This is a genomic window from Pseudoduganella sp. OTU4001 (genome assembly GCF_038440195.1).
In the GTDB taxonomy this organism is placed as follows: domain Bacteria; phylum Pseudomonadota; class Gammaproteobacteria; order Burkholderiales; family Burkholderiaceae_D; genus Rugamonas.
Genome location: NZ_JASATG010000021.1, coordinates 43,826 through 63,886, shown reverse-complemented (window position 1 = coordinate 63,886; position 20,061 = coordinate 43,826). Strand labels below are relative to the sequence as shown.

26 protein-coding genes are annotated in these 20,061 nt (G+C 61.7%); 2 read left to right on the top strand and 24 right to left on the bottom strand.

From position 1 onward, the window contains the following. Positions 1-27: 27 nt before the first annotated feature. The 21 genes from AAHE99_RS18330 to tyrS all read right to left on the bottom strand — a co-directional run bounded on the left by AAHE99_RS18330 (position 28) and on the right by tyrS (position 15,043). Entirely contained in the window at positions 28-789 is a 762-nt protein-coding gene (locus AAHE99_RS18330; protein WP_342118784.1) for a glutaminyl-peptide cyclotransferase, read from the bottom strand. Next, on the bottom strand, positions 782-1,837 hold the full coding sequence (gene ruvB / locus AAHE99_RS18325) for a Holliday junction branch migration DNA helicase RuvB (RefSeq protein ID WP_342118783.1): 1,056 nt from the start codon (positions 1,835-1,837) through the stop codon (positions 782-784). Before ruvB ends, AAHE99_RS18330 begins: the two co-directional genes overlap by 8 nt. Positions 1,838-1,853: 16 nt before the next feature. Continuing rightward, positions 1,854-2,330 carry a DM13 domain-containing protein gene (locus tag AAHE99_RS18320; protein WP_342118782.1) on the bottom strand — a complete coding sequence of 159 codons (477 nt, stop codon included), beginning with the start codon at positions 2,328-2,330 and terminating at the stop codon, positions 1,854-1,856. Next, positions 2,327-2,815, bottom strand: coding sequence for a hypothetical protein (locus tag AAHE99_RS18315; RefSeq protein ID WP_342118781.1), 489 nt, complete (start codon positions 2,813-2,815; stop codon positions 2,327-2,329). Before AAHE99_RS18315 ends, AAHE99_RS18320 begins: the two co-directional genes overlap by 4 nt. Before the next feature lie 39 nt (positions 2,816-2,854). After that, positions 2,855-3,124 (bottom strand): hypothetical protein, encoded by a 270-nt coding sequence (locus AAHE99_RS18310; protein WP_342118780.1) that lies wholly within the window; start codon positions 3,122-3,124, stop codon positions 2,855-2,857. Beyond that, positions 3,124-4,425: an MFS transporter gene (locus tag AAHE99_RS18305; RefSeq protein ID WP_342118779.1), complete on the bottom strand. Its 1,302-nt coding sequence runs from the start codon at positions 4,423-4,425 to the stop codon at positions 3,124-3,126. Before AAHE99_RS18305 ends, AAHE99_RS18310 begins: the two co-directional genes overlap by 1 nt. A 47-nt stretch (positions 4,426-4,472) precedes the next feature. Next, a complete protein-coding gene (locus AAHE99_RS18300; RefSeq protein WP_342118778.1) occupies positions 4,473-4,886 on the bottom strand; it encodes a DUF1801 domain-containing protein in 414 nt (137 codons plus the stop codon). Then, the gene (locus tag AAHE99_RS18295) at positions 4,873-5,307 is read right to left on the bottom strand and encodes a hypothetical protein (RefSeq protein WP_342118777.1); all 435 of its coding nucleotides are present in this window, start codon (positions 5,305-5,307) and stop codon (positions 4,873-4,875) included. The genes AAHE99_RS18300 and AAHE99_RS18295 overlap by 14 nt, the downstream gene beginning before the upstream one ends. A gap of 58 nt (positions 5,308-5,365) precedes the next feature. Continuing rightward, positions 5,366-5,806, bottom strand: coding sequence for a VOC family protein (locus AAHE99_RS18290; RefSeq protein ID WP_342118776.1), 441 nt, complete (start codon positions 5,804-5,806; stop codon positions 5,366-5,368). A gap of 24 nt (positions 5,807-5,830) precedes the next feature. Next, positions 5,831-6,202, bottom strand: a complete 372-nt coding sequence (locus AAHE99_RS18285) for a VOC family protein (protein WP_342118775.1) — start codon at positions 6,200-6,202, stop codon at positions 5,831-5,833. 1 nt (position 6,203) lies between these two features. Continuing rightward, positions 6,204-7,022 (bottom strand): trypsin-like serine protease, encoded by an 819-nt coding sequence (locus tag AAHE99_RS18280; protein WP_342118773.1) that lies wholly within the window; start codon positions 7,020-7,022, stop codon positions 6,204-6,206. 21 nt (positions 7,023-7,043) lie between these two features. Continuing rightward, entirely contained in the window at positions 7,044-7,619 is a 576-nt protein-coding gene (locus AAHE99_RS18275; protein ID WP_342118772.1) for a hypothetical protein, read from the bottom strand. Between the two features lie 103 nt (positions 7,620-7,722). Then, a complete protein-coding gene (ruvA, locus tag AAHE99_RS18270) occupies positions 7,723-8,301 on the bottom strand; it encodes a Holliday junction branch migration protein RuvA (protein WP_342118771.1) in 579 nt (192 codons plus the stop codon). Between the two features lie 19 nt (positions 8,302-8,320). After that, on the bottom strand, positions 8,321-8,857 hold the full coding sequence (gene ruvC / locus AAHE99_RS18265) for a crossover junction endodeoxyribonuclease RuvC (RefSeq protein ID WP_342118770.1): 537 nt from the start codon (positions 8,855-8,857) through the stop codon (positions 8,321-8,323). A gap of 135 nt (positions 8,858-8,992) precedes the next feature. After that, on the bottom strand, positions 8,993-10,567 hold the full coding sequence (purH, locus tag AAHE99_RS18260; protein ID WP_342118769.1) for a bifunctional phosphoribosylaminoimidazolecarboxamide formyltransferase/IMP cyclohydrolase: 1,575 nt from the start codon (positions 10,565-10,567) through the stop codon (positions 8,993-8,995). Between the two features lie 93 nt (positions 10,568-10,660). Then, positions 10,661-10,894, bottom strand: a complete 234-nt coding sequence (locus AAHE99_RS18255) for a helix-turn-helix domain-containing protein (RefSeq protein ID WP_342118768.1) — start codon at positions 10,892-10,894, stop codon at positions 10,661-10,663. A 43-nt stretch (positions 10,895-10,937) separates the two neighbouring features. Continuing rightward, positions 10,938-11,954, bottom strand: a complete 1,017-nt coding sequence (gene dusB, locus AAHE99_RS18250) for a tRNA dihydrouridine synthase DusB (protein ID WP_342118767.1) — start codon at positions 11,952-11,954, stop codon at positions 10,938-10,940. Positions 11,955-12,028: 74 nt separating this feature from the next. Then, complete coding sequence (locus AAHE99_RS18245) at positions 12,029-12,670, bottom strand: histidine phosphatase family protein (protein ID WP_342118766.1); 642 nt, start codon at positions 12,668-12,670, stop codon at positions 12,029-12,031. After that, a complete protein-coding gene (locus AAHE99_RS18240) occupies positions 12,667-13,281 on the bottom strand; it encodes a YbhB/YbcL family Raf kinase inhibitor-like protein (RefSeq protein ID WP_342118765.1) in 615 nt (204 codons plus the stop codon). The genes AAHE99_RS18245 and AAHE99_RS18240 overlap by 4 nt, the downstream gene beginning before the upstream one ends. Before the next feature lie 86 nt (positions 13,282-13,367). Continuing rightward, the gene (gene dtd, locus AAHE99_RS18235) at positions 13,368-13,814 is read right to left on the bottom strand and encodes a D-aminoacyl-tRNA deacylase (RefSeq protein WP_342118764.1); all 447 of its coding nucleotides are present in this window, start codon (positions 13,812-13,814) and stop codon (positions 13,368-13,370) included. After that, positions 13,811-15,043 carry a tyrosine--tRNA ligase gene (gene tyrS / locus AAHE99_RS18230; protein WP_342118763.1) on the bottom strand — a complete coding sequence of 411 codons (1,233 nt, stop codon included), beginning with the start codon at positions 15,041-15,043 and terminating at the stop codon, positions 13,811-13,813. The genes dtd and tyrS overlap by 4 nt, the downstream gene beginning before the upstream one ends. Before the next feature lie 156 nt (positions 15,044-15,199). Between tyrS and AAHE99_RS18225 the strand changes: the two genes are divergently transcribed. Both AAHE99_RS18225 and AAHE99_RS18220 read left to right on the top strand, forming a co-directional pair. Next, the gene (locus AAHE99_RS18225) at positions 15,200-16,579 is read left to right on the top strand and encodes a M23 family metallopeptidase (protein WP_342118762.1); all 1,380 of its coding nucleotides are present in this window, start codon (positions 15,200-15,202) and stop codon (positions 16,577-16,579) included. 104 nt (positions 16,580-16,683) lie between these two features. Then, a complete protein-coding gene (locus AAHE99_RS18220) occupies positions 16,684-17,775 on the top strand; it encodes an anhydro-N-acetylmuramic acid kinase (protein ID WP_342118761.1) in 1,092 nt (363 codons plus the stop codon). 69 nt (positions 17,776-17,844) lie between these two features. Here AAHE99_RS18220 and erpA read toward each other — a convergent pair whose 3' ends face one another. The 3 genes from erpA to argC form a co-directional block, all read right to left on the bottom strand. Continuing rightward, positions 17,845-18,201 (bottom strand): iron-sulfur cluster insertion protein ErpA, encoded by a 357-nt coding sequence (gene erpA, locus AAHE99_RS18215; RefSeq protein ID WP_028102302.1) that lies wholly within the window; start codon positions 18,199-18,201, stop codon positions 17,845-17,847. Positions 18,202-18,262: 61 nt separating this feature from the next. Next, on the bottom strand, positions 18,263-18,940 hold the full coding sequence (locus AAHE99_RS18210) for a DUF6776 family protein (protein ID WP_342118760.1): 678 nt from the start codon (positions 18,938-18,940) through the stop codon (positions 18,263-18,265). Beyond that, complete coding sequence (argC, locus tag AAHE99_RS18205; RefSeq protein WP_342118759.1) at positions 18,941-19,978, bottom strand: N-acetyl-gamma-glutamyl-phosphate reductase; 1,038 nt, start codon at positions 19,976-19,978, stop codon at positions 18,941-18,943. Between the last annotated feature and the right edge of the window lie 83 nt (positions 19,979-20,061).

Genomic DNA, 20,061 nt, shown 5'->3' with positions numbered 1-20,061 from the left:
TGTTAAGCAAGCCTACTAATAGTTACTTCAACGTTTGGGACGCAGTTCAATCTCAAACAGCTTCGGCCAGCGCTTGCCGGTCACGAACAGGCGGCGCGACTTGGCGTCGTAAGCGATTCCGTTCAGGACATTGTCGACATCCTTGCCCGCCTTGGCGGTGGCGGCCAGGCCGGACAGGTCGATCCAGCCCAGTACCTTGCCGCTGAACGGGTCGATGCGCGCGATGCGGTCGGACTGCCAGACATTGGCGTAAATCTGCCCTTCCACCCACTCCAGCTCATTGATGCGCAGCAGCGGCTGGCCATCGACCGTGACCTTGATGCGGCGCTGTTCGCCGAACGATTTGGGATCGAGCACGCGGATCTCCTGCGTGCCGTCGCTCATGTACAGGCGCTCGCCGTCGCTGGTCAGGCCCCAGCCCTCGCCCATGTAATTGAAGGTGCCCTTGATGGCCATGCTGCCCTGGTCCATCACATAGCCGGCCTGGTTCATCCAGGTGATGCCGACGATGCTGTCGCCGTGCGGCGCAATGCCTTCGCCGAATACCTTTTCCGGCAGCTCGCGCTTTTGCAGCACCTTGCCGGTCGCCAGCTCCACCTTGCGCACCGACGATGCGCCGTACTGGCCGGTGCTCTCCCACAGGAAGCCGTCCTTGAAAAACAGGCCCTGGGTGAAGGCTTGCGGATCATGCGGATAAGTAGCCTTGATGGCGAAGCCCTGCACCGGCGTCGCAGCATGTGCGGCGGCGGCAGTCAGGACTGCCGCACCCAGCGCGGCGAGCTTACGCATCCCACAGGTCCCCGGAGGCATTGCTGCGCGGCGGGTTGACGCCGAAATGCTGGTAAGCCTGCGGCGTGGCGACGCGGCCGCGCGGCGTGCGTTGCAGGTAGCCCTGCTGGATCAGGTAAGGTTCCAATACGTCCTCAATGGTATCCGCGGCCTCGCCGATTGCAGCGGCCAGGTTGCCGATGCCGACCGGGCCACCGCCGAATTTGTACAGCACGGCCTCCAGCAGCTTGCGGTCCATGACGTCAAAGCCTACGTGATCGACATCCAACATGCGCAGCGCGGCATCGGCCAGCTCGCGCGTGATGTCGCCGTTGCCCTTCACTTCCGCATAGTCGCGCACCCGGCGCAGCAGGCGGTTGGCGATACGCGGCGTGCCGCGCGCGCGGCGTGCGATTTCCACCGCACCGCCGTCGTCGATATTCGCCTTCAGCAGGGCGGCGCTGCGGCTGACGATTTTCGCCAGCTCCTCGGTGGTGTAGAACTCCAGGCGCGCCACGATGCCGAAACGGTCGCGCAGCGGGTTGGTCAGCATGCCGGCACGGGTGGTGGCCCCGACCAGGGTGAAGGGCTGCAGGTCCAGCTTGACGCTGCGCGCGGCAGGGCCCTCGCCGATCATGATATCGATCTGGTAATCCTCCAGCGCCGGATACAGGATTTCCTCGACCACCGGCGACAGGCGGTGGATCTCGTCGATGAACAGGACGTCGTTGGCTTCCAGGTTGGTCAGGATCGCCGCCAGGTCGCCCGGGCGCTCCAGCACCGGGCCGGAAGTCTGGCGCAGGTTGACGCCCATCTCGCGTGCGATGATGTTGGCCAGCGTGGTCTTGCCCAGGCCGGGAGGGCCGAACAGCAAAGTATGGTCGAGCGCCTCGCTCCGCTTGCGGGCGGCGGAAATGAAGATTTCCAGCTGGTCGCGGATCTTGGCCTGGCCGACGTATTCATCCAGGTGCTTGGGGCGCAAGGCGCGCTCGATCGCCTCCTCGTTGGGGGAGGACGGTGCCGCATCGATAATGCGCTGTTCGGTGAAGTTGTCGGTCTGGATGCTCATCCCGGCATTGTACCTGTTAGCGGTACTTCGCTGCCGTTATGAACTGTCCAAACGTTTCACACCAGACAACTACCGTCGTGTAGCGGGCCGGGTCGACGCCGGGCGGCAGCGGCACCACGAAATTATTGAAGGTTTTCACGTCGCCGACCCGCACCATGGCGGGCTTGAGGCGGTGGAAGTCCGCCTCGGTTTCCAGGTATTCGGGCGACAGGTAGAGCTTATAGTCCGGCCCCGGCGCCAGCTCGCCGTCCAGGATCACCGAGGCCGGCGTCACCGACACCTTGCCCTCGCCCCAGTGCAGGGCGTCACTGTCTTTCAGGTCACGCCGGAAGGTGCCGCTATAGCGGGCTGCCGCCGCCTCGCTGCGCACCGCCTGCGCACTGGGAGCCTGCGGCGCGATCAGGATCGGCAGCAGGTAGACGCCCAGCGCAAAACCGGCGCCCAGGGCCAGCAGGTGTGTGGCCGCGCCAAGCAGCCAGCGGCGGGCGTTCATTTTGGCGCCTGCCGGCGGTACAGGACCGTCAACTCGCTCTTCCAGCCATCGCCGTCCGGCACTTCGCGGCTGACCTCAAAGGAATTGGCATCGATACGCTTCCAGACCGAACGAAACGCAACCTTGGACGGTTCTTTTCGGCTGCGCATCGGGAATACCAGCCGCTCGCCCTCGTAGTTTGCCTCCTGGCGCGAATGGTTGCCGTCAGAACCCCAGACGTAATAGTCGATGCGGCGCTCCGCCCCATTCCACGCAAACAGCGAATCGCCCTGGAAACCGATCGATAAATTCGAGGTACCGCGAATGAAGCGCCCGAACTGCTCCGTGTAGCAGTGGGTGTGCAGCGTTTTCCCATCGGGCAAAGTGCCGGCCCAGCATGAGCCGACCATGTCCGAGAACCAGCCGAATTGCGCCAGCGGCGGCGGTTCGGCAGCCCAAGCTGCGGAGGCGGCAGGAAGCATCAGAATGCAAGCGAGTTTGCGCATAAGACGGCCCACCTTTCTCAAGATTGCCCCTTCACCATATCACTTCCGTTTCAGCCGCACCAGCAAACACCCCAGCAGCCCGCCGATCGCGCCGCCCACCAACGCCTGCGGCAACGCCGTTAACGGATGGCGAGCACCTTCAGCGAGAGTAATCAAGTCCTCGATCACGAACAGCGGCCCCATCGCCGCGCCCAGCGGCACGGCCAGCCAGGCTGGCCACAAATGGCTCTGCTGCCAGCCGATGACGCCCCCGATCCACCATGCCACGGCGAGCATCCCACCAAGGAAGCCCAGCACGGCGCCGCGCATCAGTTTTCCTCGGGAATTGGGCGCGTCACCAGGAACAGGTAAGACATGGCGCCCAAGAAAGCAATCGCCGCGCCGGTCAACAGTGCCGGCGCGAAGGACCAGCTTTGCGCAATGTAACCGGTGAGCACGGGTGCCAGCGCACCGCCCAGGAAGCCGCCAAAGTTCTGGATCGCACCCAGCGAGGCGATACGGCTGCGTGGCGCTGCCACCGTCGCCAGCGACCAGGCGCAAGCCGATGAAGCATTGGCCAGGAAGATCACCATGGAAATGCAGGCCACCGCCACCACATTGCTCTCCGCCAGCGCCGCCGGAATGGTAAATGCCACCATGCCCAAGGTCGCCACCACCACCGCATTGCGGCGGCCCTTGATGGGCGACATGGCGTTGCGTGTAATGCGGTCCGAGGCCCAGCCGGCGATCAGGGCGCCGGCAAAACCGCACAGGAACGGCACCGCGGCAGCCAGGCCGGCCATGGCCAGATCCATTTTGCGTTCGGTGCGCAGATAGCCCGGCAGCCATGTGAGATAGACCCAGTTCAGGTAGACCGAGCCAAAGAAGCCCAGCATCATGCCCCAGGTCACGCGGTAGCGGAACAGCGCGCACCAGGCCGCGAAACTGGTTTTCGGTGCAGGCGCACTGCTCTCACCCTGCTCCAGGTAAGCCCGCTCCTCCGGCGACATCTCCGCCTTCACGGGATCGCGATACAGCGATACCCAGACCACGGCCGCCACCAGTCCCATGGCGCCGGTCACGAAGAACGCCCAATGCCAGCTGGTCGCCGCGATCAGCGGCGGCAGCAGCAAAGGCGCCAGCGCCACGCCAAGCGGCGAAGCGGAGTTATAGATGCCAGTCGGCGTACCGCGCGCGCGCAGCGGGAACCAGTTGCTCACCACCCGCGCCGCCGATGGGAATTGCGGCGCCTCGCCGATCCCCAGCACAATGCGCGCCACGACGAAATAACTGAAGGTCGCCGCGAAGCCGCCCGCCATCTGCGCCACCGACCACAGTACCAGTCCCGCCCCAAGCAGCCAGCGCGGCCCGATCTTGTCGACCAGCGCACCAACCGGCAGCTGGCACAGCGCATAGCTCCACGAGAATGCCGACAGCAGCACGCCCATTTCGCCCAGCGACAGCCCAAGGTCGGCCCGGATGTACTCATTGGCTACCGCCAGCGTCGCGCGGTCCAGGTAGTTGATGACGCCACAGACCACCAGCATGACAAGCGCCAGGGTCTGGCTGCGGCGGATACTCGGTGGAGTTGGGAGGGAGTGCGTGGCCAGTGCCGGTGGAACTGCGGACATTCAATGTTTCCTGATTTTGTTCTAATCCGCCAATTATAGATTGCCGGCTACGGGTAACGCCGCTGCGTGTCCTCGATCGACTTGACGATAATTTGCTCGAGCACCTTGCGGTCCAGGTCATCCAGCTTCTTGAAGTACAGGCAGGATTTGGTCATCTTGTGTTTCCCGAGCCGCTGCAGCAGCTCGCCCTCGCCCGCCTCGCAGGACAGGTACACCACCAGTTCCCGCCCGCGCACCGCAAAACCCGCCAACGGCGCCTCGCCGGTGCGGCCGCTGTCATAGGTATAGCGGTAGACGCCAAAGCCCACGATACTCGGCCCCCACATCTTCGGCGGCTGGCTGGTGGCCTTCTTGCACAAGTCAATCAGCTCCCGGCAATCCGCCAGCTGCTGCTCGGTGGCCCTGGACGCCAGATACTCCTCGACACTCGCCCCAGTGGCTTTAGTCTTATTCTCGCTCATGGTTGTCTGTCCCCTCGCGTTCAGTCTGAGTATCGCGTACTTTATCACCACCAAGCCGAGTGGCATGGAGCGCGTCAGTTGCCTGGTTCTTCCTGGACTGGAACGACGCACGCTGCTCCTCAGTCTGGCCCTGCAGCAGCTCCCCGGCAAACTGGAAATTGACCGCAGCAATCGCATGCAGGGCCTCATGCCGGGATAGTCCCTCGGACTGTAGACGGGCAATGGCGCGCTTACTCGGCCCATAGCCCTGTGCGATCTGAGTCTCCACGATCGCATGAGACACGGCATGGAATTTCATGCCACCGCCTCTTACCTTCGCTGCAACGTGGTAATTTTGCACCAGGCGTAATCGTTCCAGCTCCGGCAATGCAAGCCATTCACGGGGATCGGGAGCAACATCTGCGTCGTACAAAGTCGACATCGCGGTCCTATATCTCAATGCCCAACTTCGCCAGGCGGCGCCTCAGCCTGCGCTGGCATCACGCGACAACCAACCTGTGATCCGCATCCAGCACCCATCCGTCTTCGTAATCGACTTCGAACAGATGCCCGTCGGGATCTTTGAAATATCCGGCGACGCCCCAGTCAGTCCGGGTGGCAGGTTTGATTAATTCGCCCCCTGCTTCAACCGCCTGCGCCAGGATTTGCGGAACCTCCTCGGCGGTCTTAGCCAGGTAAACCAGGCCTACACCGGCAAACCCGCTGCCCCAAGAGGTGGGCGATAAGGCATCCCGAGCAAATGCCTCGCGTTCGATCAGGCAGAGGGCAAAGCCGCCAAGATCGAACTTAACGAAGCCCTCGCTGCTGCTGGCCGACTTCCGCCAGCCAAGGGACTCATAGAAATGAACGGATGCGGCTACATCTTTTACGCCGAGAAGTATCAGGTGCAGCCGCTGGCTGGGTCGTGTGGATTGGTGCATGTGCTATAGGGCTCAACGGAGTGGTTAAATTTGCGCGAGCATAAGCACGTAGCCGTCAGGATCTTCCAGCCGGCATTCGCCACCTGGCATGTAGAACGGGTACGTGATCGGACCTGGCGCGTGGCCCAGCGCTAGTAACGCGTCGCGCGTCTGTTTGATGTTGTCGAAGTAAAGATAGAAAAGGATCGCTTGCTGGGATGCGTCGATAGGCCCGTCGGCCAAGCCCACCATCAGGTCGGCCTTCTCGCTTTCCAGCCAGGCCCAGACTGGGGAAGACTGGCCTTGCGGGACGACGGTGTTCTTAACCTCAAATCCAAGGTCCGCATAGAACTTGATGCTGCGCTCCACACTTGCGACGTGGACGAATGCAACGAGTGATCGAGTTTGAGCTGCCATATCACGCCTCCTCTTTGGCGAAGCCAATCACGCTATCAACCCAATCCTTGTAATGCCTCAGGCGGACATTGCAGCTGATCTGGCCATACATCCCCGGACGATTCCGAACTGCGCCAAGAGGTGCCGTCCACGAAGTCAGCCCTGCCAATCGCCATTCCTGCTTGTTCTCGATAAGGACGGGACCACCGCTATCGCCACTTCCCGAGCCGCCTTCGAGCGGCAACGATTCCGACGACTTGTCGAACACATAGCAGAACCAGCGGCCGTGGGCGCTGGTGACCTTATTGAAAGCGCGCCGAAGCTCCGTACGGTGCGGGCTAGTGAACTCGTAACCAGTCGCGCCATTACCGGTTGCGCCCTTCCCGATGATTTTGATGATTTGCCCGAATTCGTCATCCCCTTTGTGGAGTATGGCCGGTGCAACGTCGGTGACGGGTTGCGCCAACTTTATGAGTGCAATGTCATCAGCGGAGGAAAGCAGCACCATGAACAGCGTCCAGTCCCAGGTGGCCAAGGCGTTTTGCTGCAGGTCCTGCGGCGGCTTCTTGTAGCCGGGATGAACCACCACGCGTTCAACTTCACGAATTTTCCCATTGATGGTCACGTGATTGATTTCGGATTGCCACGTGATCGCGTGGGCCGCTGTAATGATCCACTGCGGCGCAATCAGGACACCGTGCCCTTCACCAGGCATGTCGGCAAGAGCCGGAAACTCAGTCGGCTGAATTCGATACTTGGAGTCCTTCACGTCACCGCGGATGACGATAGCGTTCGCGTTGAAAGAGACAAGAAGAAAAGAAAGCAGCAGGAGTCGAATCATCAATTAATCCCTTCCACCTAGCTATGTCGCGAATGCCTTCGGTACTTGTGGCAAAAAGCGCTGAAACGCAGCGATGACCTTCTTCGCTTCGGTCTCATCCATCGATGCACCGATAAAAATGGCCCGCGATCCATAGTCGAAAGAAATCGCCCCATGGCCGGCCCCAAACAATGGTGGCATCGCCACTTTCTGGTTGCTGAATACGCTTAGGTTATAAGGAGCGGTTCTAAGATCCCGCACATCCTGCAAACGGTATGTCTTATTGATTCCAATCCCAAGCACTTCGATTCGCTGGGTAAGCGAGTGGTGATCGATCGTCAGGATTTCGTAACCCAGCAACTGCCACGCAATGGTGATCACCGCCCATATGCCACCCAAGGTCCACCCGGCTAACCAGAACATTGTGAATGTCCGGTTCGCGTCGTCGACTCCCGATGTCAATGTTCTGATGGCGCTGGTCTCCCCCAAATACCACCCCACCAGCCAAGCGCCGATAAAGAGAATGAAGAAGATGTTTTTGAATGACGGCACGCGGACAGAAGTCTCGGTCGCGCCTTCAGCGATCGTAAAGCGTTCGTTGGATGCGGAAATATGCATGCTTGCGAGGCCTAGCTAATAGGAACATTGGGAAGATCCTTTTATATTGTAAGCGTGATATCCCGCAAACATTCTCTCCGATCATTGCACTCTGCGAGGGCAATCAGCCCTTCGACAGGGCCTTGAGGGCCTGCTTGATGCCGTCGGAGACGGTGGAACCGGCGGGGATGGTCTTCAGCGCCAGAGTCGCTTCCTTGTCGGAGTAGCCCAGCGCCAGCAAGGCGTTCAGGATGTCGGCTTGTGAATCGTGGATCGGGTGTGCGCCACCGGCGCCAATGTCGGCGCCGAGCTTGCCTTTCAGCTCCAGCAGCAGGCGTTCGGCAGTCTTCTTTCCGATGCCCGGGATTTTCACCAGGCGACCGGCTTCCTGCAAGGTAACGGCTTGCGCCAGGTCGGCGATAGAGAGGCCGGACAAAATCGACAGCGCAGTACGCGCACCGATGCCGCTGATCTTGATCAACTGGCGGAACACGGCGCGTTCTTCCGCATTGCCGAAGCCGAACAGCAGGTGCGCGTCTTCGCGGATAGTCAGGTGGGTGAACAGGCTGACCTTCTCACCCACGCCGGGCAGGTTGTAGAAAGTGGACATCGGCACGTCGACTTCGTAGCCGACGCCCTGGACGTCTACCAGCAGTTGCGGGGGATTCTTTTCGAGCAGGATGCCGGTGAGGCGACCGATCATGTTCTTCCTTTGGATGCGGTTAGCCGACCAGGCGGCCGCGCTTCATGCGCAAGCCGGACAGGGCGGGATGGGCGTTGGTGACCACGGCCAGGGTGGCCTGGCTATTGGCGTGGCAGATGGCGATGCCAAGGGCGTCGGCGGCGTCGCTGCCGGGCAGGCCGGGCAGCGCCAGCAGGCGGGCGACCATGTCCTGCACCTGGACTTTGGTGGCGCGGCCGGTGCCGACCACGGCTTGCTTCAGCTGCGTCGGGGAGTATTCGGCGACTTTGAGGTCGTGCGTAACCAAAGCGCAGATCGCGGCGCCGCGGGCCTGGCCGAGCAGCAGCGTGGATTGCGGGTTGACGTTGACAAAGACTTTTTCGATTGCGGCGCAATCGGGTTTGTAGGTGGCGGCGATTTCCGCTACCCCGTCGAGGATCACTTTGAGGCGTTGTGGCAGGTCGCCCTCGCCGCTCTTGATGGTGCCGGAGGCGATGTAGCGTAGCTTGTTGCCCACTTTTTGGATAACGCCAAAACCAGTGGTGCGTAAGCCAGGGTCGATGCCGAGAATAATCATTCCCGGATTGTACCTTTTGTCCACCTTGGGGTCAGGAACGAAAGTGGACATTTTTTGCCTACAACCAAAAATTGTCCACTTTCGTTCCTGACGGACCGCCGTACCGCCCCAAAGTGGACAAAAGTTGCTTGGCGCTTAGTGGCGGAAGTGGCGGGTGCCGGTGTACAGCATCACCACGCCGCGCTCATCGGCGGCGTCGATCACTTCCTGGTCGCGCATGGAGCCGCCTGGCTGGATCACGCAGGTGGCGCCTGCATCAACCACCACATCCAGGCCGTCGCGGAACGGGAAGAAGGCGTCGGAAGCTACCACGGAACCTTGCAGCGACAGGCCGGCATTCTGCGCCTTGATCGAGGCGATACGCGCGGAGTCAATGCGGGACATCTGGCCTGCGCCTACGCCCAGGGTCATGTTCCCGCCGCAGAAGACGATGGCGTTCGACTTGACGTACTTGGCCACGCGCCATGCGAACATCAGGTCCGCCAGCTGCTGCTGGGTAGGCTGCAGCTTGGTCACCACGCGCAGTTCGGACTGCAGCACGTTCTTGGAGTCTGCCGACTGCACCAGCAGGCCGCCGCCTACGCGCTTGAAGTCCATCGGGTTCACGCCATCGCCCAGCGGGATTTCCAGCAGGCGCACGTTCTGCTTAGCCGACATGATCTGACGCGCTTCGGCAGTGAAGGAAGGAGCGATCAGCACTTCCACGAACAGCTTGGCCAGCTCGGTCGCCGCGGCGCCGTCCACTTCGACGTTGAAGGCGATGATGCCGCCGAAGGCGGAAGTCGGGTCGGTCTTCAGTGCGCGCTGGTAGGCTTCCAGTGCGTTCGCGCCCAGGGCCACGCCGCATGGGTTGGCGTGCTTGATGATCACGCAGGCGGTGGAGCCCATCGACTTCACGCACTCCCACGCTGCATCAGCGTCGGCGATGTTGTTGAACGACAGTTCCTTGCCTTGCAGCTGGCGGTAGTTGGCCAGTGCGCCGGCAACCGGGTTCAAGTCGCGGTAGAAGGCAGCCGACTGGTGCGGGTTTTCGCCGTAGCGCATGTCCTGCACTTTTTCGAAGGCCACGTTCAGGGTCGCCGGGTAGGCGGAACGGGTCTCGTGCTTGCGGTCCGGGCCCAGGCTGGAGAAGTAGTTGGTGATGGCGCCGTCGTACTGGGCGGTGTGCGCGTACACCTTCTTGGCCAGGTTGAAGCGGGTTTCGTAGGACACGTAGCCAGGGGCATTGTCGGTGCCCTTCATCTCCGCCAGCACCACGCCGTAGTCGGTCGGGTCGCAGATCACCACCACGTCCTTGTGGTTCTTGGCAGCGGAGCGCAGCATGGCCGGGCCGCCGATGTCGATGTTCTCAATCGCGTCCTCCAGCGAGCACTCGGCCTTGGCCACGGTCGCCTGGAACGGGTACAGGTTCACCACCACCATGTCGATGGTCGGGATCTGGTGCTCTTCCAGCTTGGCGACGTGCTCAGGGAAATCGCGGCGGGCCAGGATGCCGCCGTGGACTTTCGGGTGCAGGGTCTTGACGCGGCCATCCAGCATTTCCGGGAAGCCGGTGTAGTCGGCCACTTCGGTGACCGGCACGCCGTTATCGGCCAGCAGTTTTGCGGTACCGCCGGTGGACAGGATGTTGACGCCCATGGCCGACAGGGCCTTGGCGAAATCCAGCACGCCGGTCTTGTCGGATACGGAGATGAGAGCTTGTTTGATCATAGCTGTGGGGGGAAGGTTGTTGAAATCTGTACAAAACCCACCGGCCCCACGGCCCGTCGCGGCCTCAATGGGGACCGGGACGCGGAATCAGCCTTAGAGCAGGCCGTGTTCCTGTAATTTCTTGCGCAAAGTATTGCGGTTGATGCCCAGCATCTGGGCAGCATGCGACTGGTTGCCGTCGGCGCGGCCCATGACCACTTCGAGGATTGGACGCTCAACGGTCAGCACCACCATGTCGTACACGTTCGATGCTTGCTGCTCGCCCAGGTCATTGAAATAGTCTTCCAGGCTTTTCTGGACTACTTCCTGAATGCTTTCTTTGCTCATTTTTTTATCGATCTTGCTAAATTTTTTGCCAAACCGGCGCGTGTTACGCAGCCAGCGGTTCTTCGGCGAGGCGGTATTGTAACCGGTCGCCGTACTTCCATTGGGATTCGAAGAAGCTGTCGACTGCGCGCAGTTGTTCTGCGGTCGACTCGAGGCGGTTCATCTCCTGCCGGAACTCCTCCCCGCCCGGGAGGTCGCGCACATACCAGCCGATGTGTTTGCGCGCGGTGCGCACGCCCAGGAATTCGCCGTAGAAGGCGTAATGGGCCTGCAAATGTTCGTCCATCAGCTTGCGCACCTCGGCCACCAGCGGTGCCGGCATATGTTCGCCGGTGCGCAGGAAATGGTCGATTTCGCGGAAGATCCATGGGCGTCCCTGGGCAGCGCGGCCGATCATGACGGCGTCGGCGCCGGTCTTGTCGAGCACATAACGCGCTTTCTCAGGGGTGGTGATGTCGCCGTTGGCGACCACCGGAATGTTCGCTGCCGCCTTGACGGCGGCAATGGTGTCGTATTCGGCGTCGCCGGTATAGCCGTCGGCGCGGGTGCGGCCGTGCAGCGTCAGCATCTGGATGCCGGCTTGTTCGGCGATGCGGGCAATGCGCAGGGCGTTCTTGTTTTCGCGGTTCCAGCCGGTGCGGAATTTCAGGGTAACCGGCACGTTCACGGCCGGCACCACCGCTTCCAGGATGCGCTGGACCAGGTCTTCGTGCTGCAACAGGGCCGAGCCGCACCAGTTGTTGCACACCTTTTTCACCGGGCAGCCCATATTGATATCAATGATCTGCGCGCCGCGGTCGACGTTGAATTTGGCGCAATCGGCCAGTTCTTCCGGCACTGCGCCGGCGATCTGCACGGCTTTCGGCTCCATCTCGCCGGTGTGGTCGGTGCGGCGCGAGGACTTCTCGCTGGCCCACAGGCGCGGGTTGGAGGCGGCCATCTCGGACACAGCGTAGCCCGCACCCAGTTCCTTGCACAATTGGCGGAACGGGCGGTCCGTCACACCTGCCATAGGCGCGACAAAGACATTGTTGCGGAGCTCGTGGGGTCCGATTTTCAATTGATAAATCCGTAATGCGGCTTGGGAAAGGGGGCTATTTTAACCGATCCACTGCCCAAAAACTAAGCACTTTTTTATACGATGTCGTCGCGGCTTTCGGACAGGTGCTCGACCTCGCCCCATTGCTCAAGTGCCAATACACCGTTACCAAAGGTAAAACGGTTGATGCTGGCGTTCTTGACCTGGAAATCGCGCGGGCCGTCGATCGACAGGCCGCGTGCGGCGCGGTAGGCGCATTCCAGCACGCCGCCGTGGGCGACGATCAGGATGGATTGTTGCGGGTATTGCACCGCCCAGCGCGCGATGCCGTCCTGGCAGCGCTGGTAGAACTGGCGGAAGCTTTCAGCCACGCGCTCGCCGGCCGGCATCACGGCGTCCACGTCCCGCGCCTGCCATTCGGCAAACTCGATCGGGTAGCGTTCTGCGATTTCTGTATATAAGAGGCCTTCAAAGGCGCCGTAGCCGCGCTCGCGCAGGCCGGGGTCGGTGTGCAGCGGCAGCTGCGGGTGCAGCACGGCGACCGCCTGGGCGGTTTGCAGGGCGCGACCCAGGTCGCTGGAGATGATGGCGTCAAGCGGTTCGTCGGCCAGCGCGCGGGCCAGGGCTTCGGCCTGGCGCTCGCCGGTTGGACTCAGGGGGATGTCGGTGTGGCCTTGCAGGCGGCGCACGGCGTTCCACGTGGTTTCGCCGTGGCGGATCAGCAGGATTTTGGTCATTCAAACAGTGAGTAGCTGCCGATTACCTGGGCCTCGTCGAGGATATGGCCGTGGATGGCTTTCAGCACATCCTGGCAGGTAAAGCGGCCTTCCAGTTCCAGGCGCGGGATGTCCAACGCGTACAGGCGGAAAACGTAGTGGTGGGTGCGCTCGTCGTTCCATGGCGGGCATGGGCCGTCGTAGCCGTAATAGTCGCCGGCCATGTCCTTGTCGGACGCGAACCAGCCGGTGTAGTCGTTGATGCCGTGGCGCAGGGGCGCTGGCAGGGTCGCCGGCTTGCCTTTAGGGGTTACTTCTTTCGAAAACTCGCCGGCGGCAATGCTGGTGCGGCTGGTTGGGATGTCGACCAGGGACCAGTGGAAGAAGTCGGCGCGCGGCATCGATGCCGGCAGCGTGGCGCCTTCCTTGTTGACGTTGGTGCCGTCGGTGGGGGCGTCGCCGTCGATGCAGAGCAGGACCAGGGATTGGGTGCCGTTGGGCACCTCAGACCAGGCCAGGTGCGGGTTCTTGTTGGCGGACAGGCGCACTTTGGTGGCCGGGTCGCGCACGGCGAAGGCGTACTCGCCGGGGATGGCGGCGCCGTCTTTGAAGGAATCGCTCCAGATTTTCATAGTATTCTCCAAACCCAGATATGCCGAAGCCCGTGGCCGTAGCTCAGACAGGGTCTGACCCTTGGGTCAGACCCAGGTTTACCGGTTTACTTAGGATTCACCTGCAACCAAAACGTCACCGGCCCATCATTGGTCAGCGACACCTTCATATCCGCCCCAAACACGCCCGTGCCAACGACCGCGTGCTTCGAACGCGCCTGCGCCACAAAGTACTCAAACAAACGCTTGCCATCCGCCGGCGCAGCCGCCGGGCTGAACGAAGGCCGCGTGCCCGAGTTGGTATCCGCAGCCAGGGTGAACTGCGGCACCAGCAACAACCCGCCCGCAACATCCGTCACGGACTTGTTCATTTTGCCAGCATCATCGGAAAACACGCGATACGTCAGAAGCTTGGCCAGCAGCTGGTCAGCCTCCTTCTCCGTATCGCCCTTCTCCGCGCACACCAGCACCATCAGCCCGCCGTCGATAGCGCCGGTGGTCTCGCCATCGACAACCACCTTGGCCGACGAAACGCGTTGCAGCAGCCCGATCATGCCGACAGGGTCACTTTCGCAAACTTACGCTTACCGACTTGCATCACAAACGTGCCAGCCTCAACCTTGAGTGCCTTATCGGAGATCACAGTGCCATCGATACGAACGCCACCCTGGTCGATCATGCGCAGCGCTTCCGAAGTCGAAGCGCACAGGTTAGCCTGCTTCAGCAGCTGGCCGATACCGACCGGCGCGCCGGACAGGGCCACTTCCGGCACGTCGTCAGGAATACCGCCCTTCGAGCGGTTGACGAAGTCGGCCAGCGCATCTTCCGCCGCCTGGCGCGAGTGGAAGCGTTCCACGATTTCCTGCGCCAGCGCCACTTTCGCATCGCGCGGGTTGGCGCCGCCCTCGATCGCCTTCTTCAGGCCAGCGATTTCCTCGATCGACTTCCACGACAGCAGGTCGTAGTAACGCCACATCATCACGTCCGAAATCGACATCACCTTGGCGAACATGGTGTTGGCCGGCTCGGTGATACCAATATAGTTGTTCTTCGACTTGGACATCTTCTCCACGCCGTCCAGGCCTTCCAGCAGCGGCATGGTCAGGATGCACTGCTGCTCCTGGCCGTAATCCTTTTGCAACTCGCGGCCAACCAGCAGGTTGAACTTCTGGTCGGTGCCGCCCAGCTCCAGGTCAGCCTTCAGCGCCACCGAGTCGTAGCCCTGCATCAGCGGGTACAGGAACTCGTGCACGGAAATCGGGGTGCCGTTCTTGAAACGCTTGGAAAAGTCGTCGCGTTCCATCATGCGCGCCACGGTGTAGCGCGAAGACAGCTGGATCATGCCGCGCGCGCCCAGCGGATCGCACCACTCCGAGTTGTAGCGGATTTCAGTCTTGGCCGCATCCAGCACCAGCGAAGCTTGCTTGAAGTAAGTCTGTGCGTTCAGCTCGATCTGCTCGCGGGTCAGCGGCGGACGGGTCACGTTGCGGCCCGACGGGTCGCCAATCATGGAGGTGAAGTCACCGATCAGGAAGATCACCTGATGACCCAGGTTCTGCAGCTGGCGCATCTTGTTCAGCACCACGGTGTGGCCCAGGTGCAAGTCAGGAGCGGTCGGGTCCAGGCCCAGTTTGATGCGCAGCGGCACGCCCGTCTTTTCCGAGCGCGCCAGCTTTTGAGCGAATTCGCTTTCGATGATGAGCTCGTCCACACCGCGTTTGGTGATGGCGAGGGCTTCCTGGACGCTGTCGCTCAGCGGCAGGATTTTGTTATCTGTATTCATATTTCGCGAGATTCTCTCAAATTGTTGGCACGGCTCAGGACTTTGATATAATGCCCGATCCCATCAATCTTGCCCGATGAAAACGAATTAAATCAACAACTTAGAACAAAATACCAAGAATCCTAAAAGTTCAAGCGGCAAATTTTAACTGATTGCATGAACCCTATAAACAAGTTCACAAGCTCACGCTTGTACAATCTGCTAGGTTCGACGCGAAAAGCCCGGATCATCAGCGCATCGGCCCTCTTCCTGGCCGTATGCGCTTTTGGTGCAGCTGGCGTGGCTCCGCTGGCGCCCGACGCCAGCGACCTGCCCGTGAAGACCATTGCCCAGGATATCCAGCTCCCGGATCTCTCCACGCAGATCACCGCCCTGCAGCAGCAAGAAGCCACCCAGAAATACGTCCACGAAGAAAAGATCCGCGCCGGCGACACCCTCGCTACGCTGCTGAACCGTTTGGGCGTAGAAGATGACGCTGCTGAAAATTTCATCAAGAAGGACAAGACCGCGCGCGCCATCATGCAGCTGCGCAGCGGCAAGCGCGTGCAGGCGCAGACCGACGAAAACGGCAACCTGCTGTGGCTGAAAGCCACCGTTGTGGACGGCAAAGACAACCCCGTCAAGAATATTCTGGTCACCCGCACGGGTGACACCTTCACGGCCGAAGAAGTGGCCGCGAAACTGGAGCGCCGCGTCGAGATGCGCGCCCGTGAAATCACCACCACCCTGTACGCCGCAACCGACTCCAGCTCGGATGGCAGCAGCCTGCCCGATTCGATCGTGGCGCAGATCATCGAGATGTTCTCGACCAGCATCGACTTCCGCTCCGACCTGAAGCGCGGCGACCGTTTCAACGTGGTGTACGAAACCTTCTGGCAGGACGGCGAGTTCGTGCGCGCCGGCCGTATTCTGGCGGGCGAATTCACCAATAAGGGCACCACATACCAGAGCGTATGGTTTGAGGACCCGCAGACCAAGTCGGGCGGCGGCTACTACAGCTTCGACGGCAAATCGCTGAAGAAAGCCTTCCTGAAATCGCCGCTGGAGTTCTCGCGTATTTCGTCCGGTTTCGGCATGCGCTCGCACCCGATTTCCGGCAACTGGAAGCAGCACAAGGGCACCGACTTCGCAGCCGCAGCCGGCACCCCGATCCGCGCTGCCGGTGATGGCGTGATCGACTTCGCCGGCGTGCAGGGCGGCTACGGCAACGTGGTCGTGATCAAGCACTGGGCCAACTACACCACCGCTTACGCGCACATGAGCCGCTTCGGTAATGGCATGCGCAAAGGCGCCAAGGTCAGCCAGGGCGATATCATTGGCTATGTCGGCTCCACTGGCTGGTCCACCGGCGCCCACCTGCACTACGAATTCCGCGTAGGCGGCGAAGCCCGCGACCCGAACAAGCTCAACATCCAGGCGCAAGCCCCGTTGACCGCCGCCGAAATGGCCCGCTTCAAAACCCACGCAGGCGACATGATCCACCGCTTCGCCCTGCTGCGCCCGAATAGCAACGTCAACAACGTCGCCGCCAAATAAAGTCGGGGTCATGTCTGACAAATGGACAAAAGGCGCACTTTCGTGCGCCTTTTGTCCATTTGTCAGACATGACCCCGAATTACAATGTAGCAAAGGAGGAGCACATGAGCTTATATATCGGCCTGATGTCGGGCACCAGCCTGGATGGCGTGGATGGGGTGCTGGTGGATTTCTGGGCAGGCGCGGCGCGTACCATGTCGGCGGCCTATGTAGAGTTCCCGCAGGCGCTGCGTGACGAGCTGATGGCGCTGCAAGCCGCGTCTCCGAACGAAATCGAACGCGAGGCGCTGGCCGGTAACAAGCTCGCGGAAATTTACGCTGATTGCGTGGCGCAGCTGCTGGCCAAAGCCGACATGAAAGCGGCCGACGTGCGCGCTGTTGGCGTCCACGGCCAGACGATTCGCCACCGCCCTGAACTGGGCTTCACACGCCAGACCAATAACCCTGCCCTGCTGGCCGAACTGTGCGGCATCGATGTGATTGCCGATTTCCGCTCGCGCGACGTGGCAGCTGGCGGCCAGGGCGCGCCGCTGGTACCGGCGGCGCATAAGGCGCTGTTCGGCAAGGAAGGCAAAACGCGCGTGCTGGCCAATATCGGCGGCATCGCCAATATCTCCCTGCTGCATAAGGATGGCACGGTCGGCGGCTACGACACCGGTCCCGGCAATGTGCTGATGAATGCCTGGATCACCCGCCACAAAGGCGTGGAGTATGACGACAACGGCGCCTGGGCCGCCACCGGCAAGGAAGTGCCGGGCCTGCTGGCTGCGCTGCTGGCCGAGCCCTACTTTGCCCTGCCGGCGCCGAAGAGTACCGGCCGCGACCTATTCCACGCCGATTGGCTCGATGCGCGGCTGGCGCCGTTCTCCGGCGCTCCCGCTGAGGATGTGATGTTCACGCTGACGCGCCTGACCGCCGTCTCCCTGGCGCGTGAAATTGCCCCGCATGGTTCGGATGCCGTCTATGTTTGCGGCGGTGGCGCCTACAACGCCACGCTGATGCGCGAGCTGCAGGCAGAACTGGGCGAAGCGACAACGGTACAGTCGACTGATGCGCTGGGCGTCCCACCCAACCGGGTAGAGGCGCTGGCCTTTGCCTGGCTCGCCTTCCGCTTCGGCGAACGCCAGGCTGGCAACCTGCCCTCGGTCACCGGCGCGCGCGGCGAACGCATCCTCGGCGCTTTATATCCCCGTTAACGCAAGAGCCCGTGTCCACCAAAGGGTCTGACCCCAAGGTGGACACGGGCTCGGCCGTATAAGCTTGGCTTAGACGGAGAAGGATGAGCCGCAGCCGCAGGTGGAGGTTGCGGATGGGTTCTTGATCACGAATTGCGCGCCTTCCAGGTCGTCCTTGTAGTCGATCTCTGCGCCGACCAGGTACTGGTAGCTCATCGAGTCGATCAGCAGCTGGACGCCGTTCTTCACCATGGTGGTGTCGTCTTCGTTGACGATTTCGTCAAAGGTGAAGCCGTATTGGAAGCCGGAGCAACCGCCACCCTGCACGAATACGCGCAGCTTCAGGTCTGGATTGCCTTCTTCTTCGATCAGTTGCGCTACTTTCTCGGCCGCGGCGTCGGTGAAAACGATCGGTGCCGGAATCACGTCTTCGGCTACTGCAGTCATGTGTTACTCCTACTTAAAATCAGTTGACCCATTATAGTCCATGCCGGACCTGGCCGCTTTCTCAGCGTACGTTCGTTGCCTCGGTAGCAACGATTTTTCCCTTTTCCGACATGCTGACCGCAACAGCTACCGCTTTGGCGCCCTCGGGCAGCTCCAGCGTGCCGTCAACGCGCTGGTAATGCTCGATTTTCATGTCGTAGCGCTCGGCACCCTCTTTCGGGTACTCAAGCACAGATTTCTTGCCGCCCTGCTCGACCGTGACGGCCAGCTTGAGCCGGCCCGCCCAGGCGGCGGGGCCTTTCTTCTTTGCCCCATATTGGAGCAGAACCGTGTAATGCAATAGCCGGGGCGAAGCCATGCGGGCTTGCATGCCGCGGATCTGTAAGCCGCTGCCGGGCTTGGCTGGCGGGAGGACGTCTTCCAGCAGCGCCAGGTCGGCGTGCAGCTTGGCCAGCTCGGCGTCGGGAGCGCCGGACGTGGCAGCAGCGGCGACCGGCGGGGCAGCCTTCAGCTTTTCCGCCAGCGCATCGCGCTCGGCCGTCACGCGGGCCAGCTCCAGCTCGGCGGCGGCCAACTGCTTCGCCACCGTCGGCCCGGCTTCGCCCTTGGAAACCCCGATCACGCGCTTGCCCAGGTCCACGCCCCACATCACCAGCACGCCAGCGGCGACCAGGACAGCGGCGAGGCCCAGCACGCGCGCCAGCAAGGGCACGCGAGGCTGTTCAGCAGCAGCTTCCACTTATGGCATCAGGGCGATGGTTTGCAGGCCCAGGCCTTCGTCCAGGCCGAACATCAGGTTCATACACTGCACAGCCTGGCCGGATGCGCCCTTGACCAGGTTGTCCTGCACTACCAGCACGATCAGGGTGTCGCCATTGTCCGGACGGTGCAGCGCCAGACGCAGCATATTGGCGCCACGGGTGCTGCGGGTTTCCGGGTGCGAGCCCCATGGCATCACGTCGACGAACGGCTGGTCGGCGTAGGCGTCTTCGAACAGCTTTTGCAGCGCTTCGTTCGACACGTCCTTGGTCAGGCGCGCGTACAGGGTCGAGTGCATGCCGCGGATCATCGGGGTCAGGTGCGGGGTGAAGATCAGGTTGACCTTCTCGCTGGTGTAGCGCTGCAACTGGGCCGAAGTCTCCGGGGTGTGGCGGTGACCGCTCACGCCGTAGGCCTTGAAGTTGTCCGACGATTCGGAGAACAGGGTGCCGATTTCCGCCTTGCGGCCTGCGCCGGACACGCCGGATTTGCAGTCGGCGATCAGGTGGCCAGCGTCGATCAGGCCTGCCTTCAGCAGCGGTACGAAGCCCAGCTGCATGGTGGTCGGGTAGCAGCCTGGGTTGGCGATCAGGTTTGCCTTTTTGATGTCTTCGCGGTTCAGCTCCGGCAGGCCGTACACGGCTTGCTCCAGCAGTTCCGGCGCGGTGTGGTCGATCTTGTAGGTCTTTTCGAACACGGCGCGGTCCTTGATGCGGAAGTCCGCCGCCAGGTCGATCACTTTCACGCCTTTGGCCAGCAGCTCAGGCGCCTGCGCCATCGCCACGCCGTGCGGGGTGGCGAAGAACACCACGTCGCACTGGCTCAGGTCGACCTTGTCCGGCGAGCTGAAAGCGATGTTCACGCGGCCGCGCAGGGAAGGATACATCTCAGCCACCGGCAGACCGTCCTCTTTGCGCGAAGTAATCGCGGTCAGCTGGACTTCAGGGTGTGCGGCTAACAGTCGCAGCAGTTCCACACCCGTGTAACCAGTGCCGCCGACGATGCCTACTTTGATCATTTTTTTCTTCCTTGCGAGGTAAATTTTAAACGAGGGGTCATTCTATCAAAACCGGTAAATCTGGGTCTGACCCTTGGGTCAGA

Bases quoted from the DNA above. Each gene is read 5' to 3' on its own strand.
- AAHE99_RS18330 (WP_342118784.1), bottom strand. From the start codon at position 789: ATGCGTAAGCTCGCCGCGCTGGGTGCGGCAGTCCTGACTGCCGCCGCC.
- ruvB (WP_342118783.1), bottom strand. From the start codon at position 1,837: ATGAGCATCCAGACCGACAACTTCACCGAACAGCGCATTATCGATGCG.
- AAHE99_RS18320 (WP_342118782.1), bottom strand. From the start codon at position 2,330: ATGAACGCCCGCCGCTGGCTGCTTGGCGCGGCCACACACCTGCTGGCC.
- AAHE99_RS18315 (WP_342118781.1), bottom strand. From the start codon at position 2,815: ATGCGCAAACTCGCTTGCATTCTGATGCTTCCTGCCGCCTCCGCAGCT.
- AAHE99_RS18310 (WP_342118780.1), bottom strand. From the start codon at position 3,124: ATGCGCGGCGCCGTGCTGGGCTTCCTTGGTGGGATGCTCGCCGTGGCA.
- AAHE99_RS18305 (WP_342118779.1), bottom strand. From the start codon at position 4,425: ATGTCCGCAGTTCCACCGGCACTGGCCACGCACTCCCTCCCAACTCCA.
- AAHE99_RS18300 (WP_342118778.1), bottom strand. From the start codon at position 4,886: ATGAGCGAGAATAAGACTAAAGCCACTGGGGCGAGTGTCGAGGAGTAT.
- AAHE99_RS18295 (WP_342118777.1), bottom strand. From the start codon at position 5,307: ATGTCGACTTTGTACGACGCAGATGTTGCTCCCGATCCCCGTGAATGG.
- AAHE99_RS18290 (WP_342118776.1), bottom strand. From the start codon at position 5,806: ATGCACCAATCCACACGACCCAGCCAGCGGCTGCACCTGATACTTCTC.
- AAHE99_RS18285 (WP_342118775.1), bottom strand. From the start codon at position 6,202: ATGGCAGCTCAAACTCGATCACTCGTTGCATTCGTCCACGTCGCAAGT.
- AAHE99_RS18280 (WP_342118773.1), bottom strand. From the start codon at position 7,022: ATGATTCGACTCCTGCTGCTTTCTTTTCTTCTTGTCTCTTTCAACGCG.
- AAHE99_RS18275 (WP_342118772.1), bottom strand. From the start codon at position 7,619: ATGCATATTTCCGCATCCAACGAACGCTTTACGATCGCTGAAGGCGCG.
- ruvA (WP_342118771.1), bottom strand. From the start codon at position 8,301: ATGATCGGTCGCCTCACCGGCATCCTGCTCGAAAAGAATCCCCCGCAA.
- ruvC (WP_342118770.1), bottom strand. From the start codon at position 8,857: ATGATTATTCTCGGCATCGACCCTGGCTTACGCACCACTGGTTTTGGC.
- purH (WP_342118769.1), bottom strand. From the start codon at position 10,567: ATGATCAAACAAGCTCTCATCTCCGTATCCGACAAGACCGGCGTGCTG.
- AAHE99_RS18255 (WP_342118768.1), bottom strand. From the start codon at position 10,894: ATGAGCAAAGAAAGCATTCAGGAAGTAGTCCAGAAAAGCCTGGAAGAC.
- AAHE99_RS18245 (WP_342118766.1), bottom strand. From the start codon at position 12,670: ATGACCAAAATCCTGCTGATCCGCCACGGCGAAACCACGTGGAACGCC.
- AAHE99_RS18240 (WP_342118765.1), bottom strand. From the start codon at position 13,281: ATGAAAATCTGGAGCGATTCCTTCAAAGACGGCGCCGCCATCCCCGGC.
- dtd (WP_342118764.1), bottom strand. From the start codon at position 13,814: ATGATCGGGCTGCTGCAACGCGTTTCGTCGGCCAAGGTGGTTGTCGAT.
- tyrS (WP_342118763.1), bottom strand. From the start codon at position 15,043: ATGAATACAGATAACAAAATCCTGCCGCTGAGCGACAGCGTCCAGGAA.
- AAHE99_RS18225 (WP_342118762.1), top strand. From the start codon at position 15,200: ATGAACCCTATAAACAAGTTCACAAGCTCACGCTTGTACAATCTGCTA.
- AAHE99_RS18220 (WP_342118761.1), top strand. From the start codon at position 16,684: ATGAGCTTATATATCGGCCTGATGTCGGGCACCAGCCTGGATGGCGTG.
- erpA (WP_028102302.1), bottom strand. From the start codon at position 18,201: ATGACTGCAGTAGCCGAAGACGTGATTCCGGCACCGATCGTTTTCACC.
- argC (WP_342118759.1), bottom strand. From the start codon at position 19,978: ATGATCAAAGTAGGCATCGTCGGCGGCACTGGTTACACGGGTGTGGAA.